General features: G+C 67.9%; 13 protein-coding genes. 8 read left to right on the forward strand and 5 right to left on the reverse strand.

Annotated elements, in window-relative coordinates; all coding sequences use genetic code 11:
• The first annotated feature begins 431 nt into the window (after positions 1-431).
• The 7 genes from AB0L74_RS10475 (at position 432) to AB0L74_RS10505 (ending at position 6,082) form a co-directional block, all read left to right on the forward strand.
• Positions 432-620 carry a hypothetical protein gene (locus AB0L74_RS10475; RefSeq protein ID WP_365648388.1) on the forward strand — a complete coding sequence of 63 codons (189 nt, stop codon included), beginning with the start codon at positions 432-434 and terminating at the stop codon, positions 618-620.
• An 8-nt stretch (positions 621-628) separates the two neighbouring features.
• Positions 629-2,455, forward strand: a complete 1,827-nt coding sequence (locus AB0L74_RS10480) for a DNA polymerase (RefSeq protein ID WP_365648391.1) — start codon at positions 629-631, stop codon at positions 2,453-2,455.
• A gap of 8 nt (positions 2,456-2,463) precedes the next feature.
• A complete protein-coding gene (locus tag AB0L74_RS10485) occupies positions 2,464-2,667 on the forward strand; it encodes a hypothetical protein (RefSeq protein ID WP_365648394.1) in 204 nt (67 codons plus the stop codon).
• A 136-nt stretch (positions 2,668-2,803) separates the two neighbouring features.
• Positions 2,804-3,064: a hypothetical protein gene (locus AB0L74_RS10490; protein ID WP_365648397.1), complete on the forward strand. Its 261-nt coding sequence runs from the start codon at positions 2,804-2,806 to the stop codon at positions 3,062-3,064.
• Complete coding sequence (locus tag AB0L74_RS10495) at positions 3,061-3,249, forward strand: hypothetical protein (protein ID WP_365648400.1); 189 nt, start codon at positions 3,061-3,063, stop codon at positions 3,247-3,249. The genes AB0L74_RS10490 and AB0L74_RS10495 overlap by 4 nt, the downstream gene beginning before the upstream one ends.
• Positions 3,246-3,695 carry a deaminase gene (locus tag AB0L74_RS10500; protein WP_365648403.1) on the forward strand — a complete coding sequence of 150 codons (450 nt, stop codon included), beginning with the start codon at positions 3,246-3,248 and terminating at the stop codon, positions 3,693-3,695. The genes AB0L74_RS10495 and AB0L74_RS10500 overlap by 4 nt, the downstream gene beginning before the upstream one ends.
• Positions 3,696-3,952: 257 nt before the next feature.
• Positions 3,953-6,082, forward strand: coding sequence for a recombinase family protein (locus AB0L74_RS10505; RefSeq protein WP_365648405.1), 2,130 nt, complete (start codon positions 3,953-3,955; stop codon positions 6,080-6,082).
• Here the strand turns inward: AB0L74_RS10505 and AB0L74_RS10510 are convergent.
• From AB0L74_RS10510 to lipB, 4 genes are all read right to left on the reverse strand, one after another.
• On the reverse strand, positions 5,967-6,665 hold the full coding sequence (locus tag AB0L74_RS10510; RefSeq protein WP_365648408.1) for a DUF4191 domain-containing protein: 699 nt from the start codon (positions 6,663-6,665) through the stop codon (positions 5,967-5,969). The two genes, AB0L74_RS10505 and AB0L74_RS10510, sit on opposite strands and share 116 nt — an antisense overlap.
• 66 nt (positions 6,666-6,731) lie before the next feature.
• On the reverse strand, positions 6,732-6,935 hold the full coding sequence (locus AB0L74_RS10515; RefSeq protein ID WP_365648411.1) for a hypothetical protein: 204 nt from the start codon (positions 6,933-6,935) through the stop codon (positions 6,732-6,734).
• A gap of 272 nt (positions 6,936-7,207) precedes the next feature.
• Positions 7,208-8,197, reverse strand: a complete 990-nt coding sequence (gene lipA, locus AB0L74_RS10520; protein WP_365648414.1) for a lipoyl synthase — start codon at positions 8,195-8,197, stop codon at positions 7,208-7,210.
• Between the two features lie 118 nt (positions 8,198-8,315).
• Positions 8,316-9,113, reverse strand: coding sequence for a lipoyl(octanoyl) transferase LipB (gene lipB / locus AB0L74_RS10525; protein WP_365648417.1), 798 nt, complete (start codon positions 9,111-9,113; stop codon positions 8,316-8,318).
• Between the two features lie 255 nt (positions 9,114-9,368).
• Here lipB and AB0L74_RS10530 point away from each other — a divergent pair, with 255 nt between their 5' ends.
• Entirely contained in the window at positions 9,369-10,847 is a 1,479-nt protein-coding gene (locus AB0L74_RS10530) for a regulator (protein ID WP_365648420.1), read from the forward strand.
• A gap of 31 nt (positions 10,848-10,878) precedes the next feature.
• On the opposite strand, the gene AB0L74_RS10535 is transcribed toward AB0L74_RS10530, so the two are convergent.
• Entirely contained in the window at positions 10,879-12,306 is a 1,428-nt protein-coding gene (locus AB0L74_RS10535) for an NAD(P)/FAD-dependent oxidoreductase (protein ID WP_365648423.1), read from the reverse strand.
• Positions 12,307-12,411 lie beyond the last annotated feature (105 nt).

The raw sequence follows: 12,411 nt of genomic DNA on the forward strand, positions 1-12,411 counted from the left end.
CGGGCACACCGGAAAAGGGGCTAGTCGTCCTCATCCTTCTCGCCGTATTCGGTCTCGGATTCTTCACCTGGACTCATGCGCCTTGTGGGCTCTGGGACCTCGCCAAGGCCGGTGATGCGCCGGCGCGGTGCGTGATGCGCCGTTGATCAATCTTTATCACGCCCTGGCCTTCGGCATGGAGAACGGTGGGGTCGAGCTTTTCTGCCGTCTGTGTGACGAGACCTTCGCCATGGGCGGCTGTGAGTGCTGCGATGAGAACGAGGTCACCGTGTCCGATCTCGTGCAAGCAACTCGGGACCACATCTGTAAGGAACCCGCCCTCGAATGTATGACTCCGCTGACATGATCAGCGTCTTCCTGCTCGGTGTCATCCTGGGATTCACCGCTCTCTTCGGTGTCCTCATTTATCTCGGACGAAAGGCAGGCCGCTAATGGCCGAGAAGATCCGCGTCACGGTCGTGATCGAGTACGAACCGAACCTCGCTCACTACCCCGACTGCTCGACGGTGGCGGAAGCCGCGGCGTACGACGAGCGAGAGAATCCGTTCTTTTCGTTCCCCGACGCCTACCTCACGGACGAAGACACCAAGTCCATCACATTCGAGGCGATATCTGCATAGGAGACTGAATGAGGGTCCTGCACTACAAGATCAAGCACCAGAGGGTGCGGATCAACGTAGCTCAAACCGCGTGGGACCTGGACAAGTTCATAGACTTCATTGAAGCGAATCCCACTCTGGGATTCGACACGGAAACGTCCGGTCTGGATTGGTGGAATTCAGACCGGGGATTCCGTATCCGTCTCGCTCAGTTCGGCAACGGGGTTGAGAGCTGGGTCCTGCCGGTTGAGGTTAACCCTCAATTCAAGGCCGCTGCAATCTGGGCGCTTCGAAAGGCTACGAGGCTGATCGCCCATAACGGGACCTTCGATCAGCACGTCAGTGAGCGAACCCTCGGGGTCACCCTCGAAGAACTCGCCCCGAAGATGCTCGACACCAAAATTTTCGCCCATCTCGTGGACCCTCGGGGAGTCAAGGAGTTCGGGCCTGGGGCCAAGCTCGAAGAGCTGGTGAAGTTCTACATCGACGCTACCGCGGCCGAAGAGGTCAAGGGCTCGATGACTGCGATAGCCAAGCGGTACAAGGTCAAGAAAGAGGCCATCTGGCCTCTGGTAGACACCTGGGATGAGGAATACCTTCTCTACGCGGGCACTGACCCGATCTGGGCCTACCGGCTGCTTCACATCCTTCTGCCCAAGGTGCCGGCCCGCTCGAAGGCGAAGGGCCTGATCGGCTGGGAGCACCGGCTTGCCCACGTCACGGCCCTGATGGAGCGAACCGGATACATCGTTGATCGGGAGTACGCCGAGAGGCGAATTGCCGAGCTGAAGGTCGAAGAGGCGAAGTGGGTCGGAGTGGCCCGTAAGTGGGGCATTGAGAACGTCAACTCGAACCAACAGCTCATCGACGCCTTCTTGCGTTTTGGCTTCAGGCTGACCAAGAAGACGAAAAAGGGCAACCTTGCGATGGATGCCGAAGTGCTCGACTCCATCGACCATCCTCTTGCCGAGGCCGTCAAGAAGGCGACCAAGGCCGCTAAGTGGCGCAAGACGTGGTTCGAAGCTGCCATCAACGGCATGGACGCCTGCGGCCGGGTACACGCGAGCATAAATTCTCTGGGCGCCCGGACGGCCCGGATGTCAATTTCCGGCGCTATCGCAGCACAGACGTTCCCCGCGGGCGATGGTTACGTACGACACGCCTTCCTAGCAGAGGAAGGCCACGTCACCGTTTCCATCGACTTCGGAAACATGGAACTCCGGGTCATGGCCGCGGCCTCCCAGGACCCGACCATGTTGAAGGCGTTCTACGCCGATGAGGACTTGCACAACCTCACGGCCATTGCAGCCTTCGGCCCCATGAAGCCAGGCCAGACTAAGCACGAGAAGAGGTCGGCAGGTAAGGGCACGAATTTTGCGATCGGCTTCGGGGGGACCTGGAGAGCCGTCACAGACGGCTTTGGAGTCCCGGAGGAAGACGCCAAGCGAGCCGTAGACGCCTTCTGGGAGACGTATGTCGGCGTCGCCAAGTTCGCGGAACAGCTCAAGGCAGAGGCCCGAAGGACCGGATACATCTTCACAGCCACCGGCCGGCGCCTTCCTGTCGACCGCCGGCGCCTGTATTCGGCCCTGAACTACTACATCCAGTCCACAGCGAGGGACATCACGGCTCGGGCGATCCTGAATCTCCATGCCGCAGGGTTTACCCCCTGGATGCGCCTCCCGGTGCATGACGAGCTGGTCTTTTCCTTCCCGAAGGAGAGGGCAGCAGAGCTGACCGAGAAGGCGGCTCGAATCATGGAGTTCACGTTCAAGGGTCTTCTGATTCCCGCAGATGGAGAGATCGGAGACCGGTCCTGGGGTTCTGTCCTGGACCTCGAAGACAGTAAGCACTAGGAGCACGTATGAAGCTGAACGAGTTCATCGCCAACGCAGAGAGGGCACTCAAGGAGCACGGCGACATCCCCGTGATAATTCCTGATCCCGGATGTGGGTGTTGTAAGTCGTGTACGTACGACCCTGCGGAGGGGAAGGTAATTTTTGAAGTCGAGGCTTACGACGACGAATGGAAGCTCGCTGATATGCCGGTCGCTTTCGTGGTCCAGTGATGTACGGCGACCTTGAGGCAGTCGAAGACTGTGAATGGTGTCAGAGCTATGAGGCCGTAGCGCTGTTCAACCTTAACGATGTAGAAACCGGCCTCTGTGCTCAGTGCTCAGAGGACACCGACGCGGATATGTGCGAGTGAACGAGAACACTGAAAGTGCTGATGCAATCCTGGCGGACCTCGAAGCGCAGATGGCTGTGGCCAAACTGGAGCAACGCGGGATCTACGCGGCGGCTATCGCCATTCTGTCCGGCGACATCATGAAGAACGCTCTGGCGGCAGGTGTGCCGTACTCCCTTGCTCAGGAGATGGCGGCTGATTTCTGGAAGGCCGAGATGCTGGCGGACACCGTGGCTGCTCTTCTGCGGGACTCGGAGCTGGAAGAGGACGACGAGTGAAGAAGCTCGTTCTCGCGGGGGCCGGCGCTCTGCTCGCGCTGGCCCTCACGGGCTGCGATGACCGGAAGTGCCTCCAGTCCCATACCGACATCATGCCCGTTACGCAGGTCACCGCAAAGGGGCAGCCCTACATCGCCTGGTTTCCCGTCGAGACGTGCGACAAGTACGAGGAGCCGACGCCTTGAGCTGTGAAGTCTGGTACCAGTGCACGGACGTGTCAGGCAGTCGTCGGCGCCCGTGCTGGGATTGCTACTTCCTCGGGTTGGCGGAGGCCGCAAAAGAGCGAGGGGACTGCATCCGCAAGCAGGTTGGGGCGGTCCTGGTGCGTCCCGACCACCGGGCGGTCATCACGGGCTACAACGGTTCCGAGCCCGGTGGCCCGAGTTGCCTCGGGGGCGAGTGCGAGCGGTGCCTGAGCGACGTGCCGGCCGGGACCGGCTACGAAGGCTGCATCGAGTACCACGCCGAACACAACGCCGTGATGTGGGCACGTCCTGAGGACCGCATCGCGGCGACCCTCTACGTGACGTGGGAGCCGTGTGGCGACTGTCGGAAGCTGATCCGCGGCGTGGGAATCAGAGAGGTCGTCTGGCTCGAAGCCGGCACCAGGATCACGCGGGCGGCGATTTGAAGGAAGCAACTGCCGCAGCAGCCAAGGCTGATGGCCCCGGCGCTGTATGGGCTGAGGCTGACGAAGCAGGCAACACAGTCACCTGGATTGCCACGGAGACACCAGGCTCGATGATCGCCCATCGGCGCATGCTCGAACTCTTGTTCTCTTCATCGTAACGGGTAGTGACGTATGATCAGGCGATCCACATGAGTGGACCCCCCTGGAGGGCCTGAAGAACGCTCCGGGGGGGTCCTGCCAGTCACGGGAGGACTGACATGGGTAAGTCTGCCATGCTCGCAATCGATAATGCAGCTCGGGCTATCGCGGGCAAGCAACTTCGTGCCGTGGACTACCTGCGCGTATCCACCGAAGACCAGGCAAAGGGATACGGCATCGCCTACACGGGCAAGCGCACCGCTGCCCACATCGCTCGTAAGGGCTGGGCCCACGTCGAGACGTTCACGGACGAAGGCGAGTCCGGCACCCTGCCCTGGGAGCTGCGCGAGGGCGCCACCAAGATCATGGAACTCGCGGTTCAGCAGCCGCGCCCGTTCGACCTCGTGTGTGTCTACGAGACGCGAGCCATCGGCCGAAAGAACCGTGTCTTCTGGGAATGGGTCTGGAAGCTCCAAGACCTTGGCATCTTCGTGGCGGTTGTCGATGAGGACATCGACAACACGACCGAAGAGGGCGAAGCGCGCATGCGCGACAAGGCCAACGAGGCGTTCAAGGAGCTTGCCAAGATTCGGAAGCGCACTCAGGGCGGTATCCAGCAGAAGGCCGAAATGGGGGGCTTCCCCGGCGGGCAGGCCCGCTACGGCTACCGGATCGCCAACAAGGGCGTGAAGGGTGAGCAGGTTCTGGTCCTCGACGTGTGCGACGGGGGAGAAGCCTGCACCCGTACCGACCCCTGCGAGACCGTGCACGAAGCTGACGTGCTGCGCTTGGCCCGCCGCATAGCCGTCCGGGTACGCCGGAACTGGGAAAAGGTCGCGCTGTACTTGAACGCTGAGGGCTTCTTCACCCGCTCAGGCAAGCCGTGGGCCGGGCCCAACATCCGGGGACGCCTCATGGACGAGGATCTTCTCAACGCCCGATTGATCTTCCGGAACGAGAAGAACGGCGCGCAGATCGGCCCGGACGGTAATCCGGTCTGGGGGGAGTCAATCACCCTCTCCATCCCCCCCATGTTCACCCCCGATGAGGTAGCCGAGCTGCGAGCAGCGGAAGGCCGGACGTACACCAAGTCTCCCATCCCTGGGCGGGTGTACCCCGTGTCCGGGCGACTGCTGAGCCCTTGCGGCAAACACTACGTGGGCGGCACGCCCAAGGAGGATGAAAGCCTGCACTACGTGTGCGCCGGCAAGAGGCCCGAGTACGCCGGTGCTGCAACGTGCTCTTGCTCCCAGATTTACGCGGACGGCGTTGAGGGGTGGGTCTGGGAAAACGTCTGCAAGCTGCTTGGCGACCGGGACCGGCTCTTGGCGCTCGCTGATGAGTGGGTTGGTGCCACCGCGAAGAAGCAGGTGGACTACTCCTCTCGCCTCGCAGCTTTGGATCAGAAGATTGCTGAGAAGAACGGCACCATCGACCTGATGACGGCCATGTTCGCAACGCAGGTCACACGGCAAGGTCTCACGGGACACGCTGCCGAGGCTGCCGTGGAAAAGAAGCTCCAGCCCCACTATGTGGAACTCGAACAGCTCCAGAAGGAGCGAACCGACATCGAGACGTGGCAAACGGAAGCCCAGGAAGCTGATCAGCGAGTCAAGGATCTGCACGCGCTTGCGCAGTCAGCGCACGGCCGCTTGGAAGCCTGCACGAAGGAGCAGCAAGCGGAGTGGCTTGCCCTTCTGGACATCAAGGTCAAGGTTCTGGAGAACCCGCCCGCGATGCGCCGGGGCCTGGCTTGCCCTGTGGGTGAGTGGTTCCGGGATCACGAGCGGGATGTACCGATCCTGGATGATCAGGTCTGGAAGCAGATCGTTGAGCTGGAGGGCTTCCCGAATGGGGGGCTCGTTCCTCGCCAGGCGGGCGGGCTGGCACCCAGGACCGTGCTTGAGGTCTTCCTCAAGAAGGCTCGCACGGGGGCGTCATGGCCCGCCTTGGAGGCTGAGACCGGTTCTAAGGGGCTGACCGGGCACTGGAGGCGTTGGAACCAGCAGGGGCGCTGGGATCGCGTCATGGAGGCCATGAAGGGCCGTGACGGGGTACCTGTGGCCCCCCGTCACCGACTGCCGAAGATGGAGATGACCGGGAAGGTTCGCCCTGGGGTCATCCTTGCCGCAACTAGCGTCCGCGAGGCGGGCGACCAGGAAGGCCACGCCCAGGAATCGGGCCCTTGGGCAGTGGCATGTTGCTCATCAGGTCGCCCAGCGCGCGCAGCCGGTCGTTGGTCGTGGTGACCTGCGGCCCGGTCAGGACGCGCGGCAGCTTGAGCATGGTGGTGCGCAGCTTCTTCAGCTCCACCTGGCCCTCGCCGGTGCCCACGATCAGGTCGTGCACGGGCACGTCGGCGACGATCCGGTTCATCTTCTTCTTCTCGGCGACGAGCAGGGTCTTCACCCGGTTCGGGTTGCCCTCGCCGACCAGTACGATGCCGGCCTTGCCGACCGCGCGGTGCACCACGTCCTGGTTGCGGTTCATCGCCACCGCGGGGGTGGTCGTCCAGCCCCGGCCGATGTTGTCGAGCACGGCCGCGGCGGCGCCCGGCTGGCCCTCCATCTGGCCGAAGGCCGCCCGCTCGGCCCGGCGCCCGAACACGATCGCCGTCGCGAGGAAGGCGAGGAGCAGGCCCAGGATGCCGAGATAGATGGGGTGACCGATCAGGAAACCGATCGCGAGGAAGACACCGAAGGTGATGATGCCGACAGCCGCGAGTACAAGACCGATCTTCTTGTCGGCCTTGCGGGTCATCTTGTAGGTCAGGGCGATCTGCTTCAGTCGCCCGGGGTTCGCAGTCTCCGCCGCGTTGTCCTTCCTCGCCATGCCACGAAGTCTACGTGGCCCCCGCGGCGCCCACGACGGCAGTGCCCGGCGGGACCGCGCGGGGGTTCAGGGGCGGCGGGCGGTCACCGCCTGCTCCAGGACCCGCTGTGCCTCGGACCGGTCCCTGGCGCGGCGGCGGTCCTCCAGGACGGACGTCCAGGCGTTGCGGCGGGCGGTGCGCTGACCGCCGCTCATGAGCAGCGATTCGACGGCCCGCAGGGCGGTGGCGAACGACGGGATCGCGGTGGCGCGGACGGGTGCGGCCTGCATCGTGGAGGTCCCCCCTCGGTACGGCACGGGGTGCGGGTGCACGCGGCGTGATGTCAGGGTCACTGATGGGTGTTACCAGGGCGTGACGGACCGGTCAAACACCCATGAAGCCCCGGCGGGCGGGGGCGGAACGCCGACGCGGCCCTGACCGGCGCCCTCATCTGCGAGGACGGTCAGGACCGCGTCGTACCGGCCACTACCAGCGAGTAATCACTTGTGCGCGACTTCACACGCACGGACGGCTCTCCGGGGGGAGGGCGGGTGGCGTCCGGTCAGACGGCCTGGGTGGCGACGAACGCGCTCTCCTGCCGCGGAGCGGCCGAGTGACGCTGCTCGATCGCCATCTGGTACAGGCGCCCCGCGCGGTAGGAAGAGCGCACCAGCGGGCCGGACATCACCCCGGAGAAGCCGATCTGCTCGGCCTCCTCCTTGAGCTCCACGAACTCCTGCGGCTTGACCCAGCGCTCCACCGGGTGGTGGCGCACGGACGGGCGCAGGTACTGGGTGATGGTGACCAGCTCGCAGCCGGCGTCGTGCAGCTGCCGGAGCGCCTCGCTGACCTCCTCGCGGGTCTCGCCCATGCCGAGGATCAGGTTGGACTTGGTGACCAGGCCGTAGTCGCGGGCGGCGGTGATGACCTTCAGGGAGCGCTCGTAGCGGAAGCCGGGGCGGATGCGCTTGAAGATGCGCGGCACCGTCTCGACGTTGTGCGCGAAGACCTCGGGGCGGGAGGAGAAGACTTCCTGGAGCTGCTCGGGAACCGCGTTGAAGTCGGGGGCCAGCAGCTCGACCTTGGTGCGCCCGTCCTGGCGGTGTGCCGTCTGCTGGTGGATCTGGCGCACGGTCTCCGCGTACAGCCAGGCGCCGCCGTCCTCCAGGTCGTCGCGGGCGACGCCGGTGATGGTGGCGTAGTTCAGGTCCATGGTGACCACGGACTCGCCGACGCGGCGGGGCTCGTCGCGGTCGAGCGCCTCGGGCTTGCCGGTGTCGATCTGGCAGAAGTCACAGCGCCGGGTGCACTGGTCGCCGCCGATGAGGAAGGTGGCCTCGCGGTCCTCCCAGCACTCGTAGATGTTGGGGCAGCCGGCTTCCTGGCAGACCGTGTGCAGGCCCTCGCTCTTCACGAGGTTCTGCATCTTCGTGTACTCGGGACCCATTTTCGCCCGGGTCTTGATCCACTCGGGCTTGCGCTCGATGGGGGTCTGACTGTTGCGGACCTCCAGGCGCAGCATCTTGCGTCCGTCGGGTGCGACTGCGGACACGTCGGCTCCCTAACTTCGATTCTTCGGCGTACACCAGGGTACGCCCGTGTTTGATGGGCCCTGCCGTGAGGCCAACCTCGGGCCCGCGGGGCGCATTCCCCCGCCCGGGCGAGCCGGTTCAGGCGGTCGCCTTCTCGATCACGCGCGGCTTGAGCTCGGCGTTCTCCAGCACGTCCCGCAGGTGGCGCTCCACCACCGGCAGCACCTCCTCGATCGTGACGTCCCGGCCCAGTTCGCCGGCGAGGGAGGCGACGCCGGCGTCCCGGATGCCGCACGGGATGATGCGGTCGAACCACTTCATGTCGGGGTTCACGTTGAACGAGAAGCCGTGCATGGTGACGCCCTTGGCCACCCGGATGCCGATCTGCGCGATCTTGCGGTCCTCGCGGCGCTGGCCGGCGTTGGACGGGGCGTACTCCGGGCCGTTCAGGCGCGGGTCGAACTCCTCGTCGTGCAGGCGCGGGTCGAAGTCCAGGGACAGGCCGCCGAGCGCGGGCCGCCGCTCGACGGGGTCGCCGAGGACCCACACGCCGCTGCGGCCCTCCACCCGGGTCGTCTCCAGGCCGAACTCCGCGCAGGTGCGGATCAGGGCCTCCTCCAGCCGCCGTACGTGCGCGACCACGTCCACCGGGCGCGGGAGCTTCTGGATCGGGTAGCCCACCAGCTGGCCCGGTCCGTGCCAGGTGATCTTCCCGCCGCGGTCCACGTCGATGACGGGGGTGCCGTCGAGGGGCCTCTCGTTGTCCGCGGTGCGCCGGCCTGCCGTGTAGACCGGCGGGTGTTCGAGAAGCAGCACGGTGTCGGGAACCTCGTCGGCGAACCGCGCCGCGTGCACCCGGCGCTGCTCGTCCCACGCCTGCTGGTACTCGACGGCCTCGGACCCGAACCCCATGCGGACGAACCGCAACTCACTCACGGCAAGCGCCTCCCTGGAAGGACGTAAGGCACGCGGCGTGCCCATGCCACTGTACGTCCGGCCCTCGGGCGCCCACCGTGGGGTCACCGGCCGTCAGCCCGGAACTCGATCCTCACACGATCGGATGAATGACCGACGAAGTGTGTGATGACGTGCTTACTCTCCGCTACATTCGCGCCGTCACGAGGCCGTAAGGGCTGCTCACAGGCAATCCGGGCACATGTTCGCCCCGGAAGGCAGGAGACCGCACCGCAGATGACGGAACGACCCGCGCAGCGCACTCCCAACCGCCAGCTCGCCGCGCTCATCGCAGAAGCGGGGTTCTCCAACGCAGGTCTCGCCCGTCGCGTCGACCAGCTCGGTCTCGAACACGGGCTGGACCTGAGATACGACAAGACGTCCGTCACCCGGTGGCTGCGCGGCCAGCAGCCCCGGGGCACCACCCCGGCCCTGATCGCCGAGGTCTTCACCCGCCGCCTCGGGCGCCGTCTGACCGCCCAGGACCTGGGGCTGGACGCCTGCGCCCCCGTCTACGCGGGCCTGGAGTTCGCCGCCACCCCGGAGGAGGCCGTCGACATCGTCAGCGGTCTGTGGCGCAAGGACTCCGGCAGCCACGCGGAGCTGCGCAAGATCGCGTTCACCCCGGCGGGGCTGGTGGTGCCCAGCCGGGACTGGCTGATCGGCCGCGCCGACGAGAAGGTCGGCCGCGGCGAGGCGGCCGTCCGCATCCCCGCCCAGGGCCGCGGGGCCGCGCCCGCCAAGTCCCCGGCGCCGGCCGAGCAGGGGGCGCCCGCCGCCCGCCGGCGCCCCCCGGCCGAGCGCGGCCCCGGCCAGCGGGTCACCACCGGCGACCTCGCCGCGCTGCGCTCGGTCGGCGAGCTGTTCCGCACCCTGGACGACATGTACGGCGGCGGCCACGCCCGCCAGGCCCTCGTGCGCTACCTGGAGCACGAACTGGAGCCGATGCTGCGCGGCACCTACGGCGAGCAGACCGGCCGCCGCCTGTTCGCCGCCGCGGCCGACCTCACCCGGCTCGCGGGCTGGACGTCGTACGACATCGCCGCGCACGGCCTCGCCCAGCGCTACTTCGTGCAGGCGCTGCGGCTCGCGCAGGCCGCCGGCGACCGGGCGTACGGCTCCTACGTCCTGGTCACCATGAGCCGGCAGGCCGTCTACCTCGGCCACGGGCGGGAGGCCGTGCAGCTGGCCCGCGTCGCCCAGCAGGGGGCCGGCACCAGCGTTGCGCCCGTGGTGCAGTGCCTGCTGCACGCCTCCGAGGCGCGCGGGCACGCCGTGCTCGGCGAGGTGCGGGCCTGCAACTCGGCGCTGGTGCGGGCCGAGCGCGCCCTGGAGGCCGCCCGGCCCGGGGACGAGGTGCCGCACTGGGCGCGCTTCTTCGACGAGGCGCAGCTCGCCGACGAGTTCGGGCACTGCTTCCGCGACCTCCAGCAGTTCCGCGCCGCCGCCCAGCACGCGGAGCGCTCGCTGCAACTGCGCGCGCCCATGTACGCCCGCAGCCGGCTGTTCTGCCGCGTCGTCCTCGCCACCGCCCGCCTCGGCCTGGGCGAGCTCGACGAGGCGTGCCGGCTCGGCGCCGAGGCGGCCGGGCAGGCGGCGGAGATGCGGTCGGCGCGGGCGGTGGAGTACGTCAGGGACTTCGAGCGCCGGCTGGAGCCGTACAAGGACGCGGCGCCGGTGCGGGGTTACCGGGACAAGGTGGCGGCCCTGGGGTGAGCCGGGCCGGACCCCCGGCCGGGACGGCGGGTCACGCCGCCCGCGCCGCCGGCAGGGGGCCGGCCACGTGCGTCGAGCCCGCGGCCCCCAGGTCCGCCAGGATCGCCGCCGCCGCCCGGCGCGCCGAGCGCAGCGCGCCCTGCACGGTACTGGTGTCGCGGTGGTCGCCGCACACGTACAGCCCGGCCAGCAGCCGCACGGGCCGGTGCGGGTCGTGCGGCGGGCGCATCGCGGGCACCGCCTCGGCGGTGTGGTGGACGGCGAGCGTCTCCCAGCGCGCCGTCGAGGTGCCGTACAGGCGCGCCAGGTGCACGCGTACGGCCGTGTCCACGCCGGGCGGCGGGGGGCCCAGCACGGTGGAGGAGACCAGCGCCCTGCCGGCCGGGGCCCGGGACGGGTCGACGTGACTGACCACCGCCGTGTGCGCGACCGGGCCGCCGCGGTCGGCGTCGAGGAGCAGCGCGGCACCGGTCGCGGGCGGTTCGTCCGTGGCGTGGTGCACCACCGTCACCGGGTGGAAGTCCGGGACGCGCAGACCGGGCAGCAGCTCGGCGGCGGCGCGCGCGTCGGTCGCCAGCAGGACGGCCCGGCAGCGGATCTCGCCGTGCTCGGCGGTGGTCACCGCGTTGGCGGCGATCGAGGTGACCCGGACGCCGGTGTGCACGGTACCCGGCGGCAGGGTGCGCGCCAGCCGCTCGGGCAGGGTCTCCGCGCCGCCCTCCGGCAGGCACAGGCGCCCGCTGGCGAAGGCGTGCAGCGCGAGGTCCGCGCACCGGCTGGAGGTGGTCAGCTCCGGGTCGCACAGCAGCGCGGAGAGCAGCGGGCGCAGGAAACCGTCGACCGCGCGGGCGGGCAGGCCGCGGGCCGCGAGGGCCCGCGCGGCGGGCAGCTCGGGGCGGGCCAGCAGCCGGTCGACGGGCGTGCCCGCGAGCCGGGTGAGGGCGGCACCGAGGCGGGCCTGGTCGACGGCGGTGCCCAGGGGGGCGCCCGCCCGGCCGCGGAGCGCCGGCGCCGTCCTCCCGGGCGTCCGCGGCGCGGAGGCGAGCCGCCTGGGCACCGGCCCCGGCCGGGGAGCACCGGCCAGGGCGCGCACCACATGGAGTGCGCCCCTTGTGCCCCCGGCGAGTGCGCCCCGGGCGCTCCCCGCGCTCGCCACGGCGCCCGCACGGTGGCGGCGCCCGTCGCTGTGCAGCAGCACGCCCGGGGCGAACGACCGCAGCGCGAGGCCGTCCAGCCCGGGAGCGAGCCGCAGTTCGGGATAGGCCGTGGACAGCGGCCGCCCGATTCTGTCGAGCCGGAATCCGTCCACCTTCTCGGTCGCCATCCGGCCGCCCACGCCATGGGCGGCCTCCAGGACCACGGTCGACACTCCAGCGCCGGTCAGCCGGTGCGCCGCGGCGAGTCCGGCGACCCCGGCCCCTATGACGACGACGTCCGCCTGGTACGTGGGCTCAAGCACGTGCCCCTCCTCGAGGTTGCGCGGCCGCTGGAGACGTGATGCCCCCAACAGGCGTCCGGAATACCCGAGTTCTGGACGAGAGTAGGACTGGGATCGGTCAAAAGA

Source organism: Streptomyces sp. NPDC052020 (genome assembly GCF_040680575.1).
Taxonomy (GTDB): Bacteria; Actinomycetota; Actinomycetes; order Streptomycetales; family Streptomycetaceae; genus Streptomyces.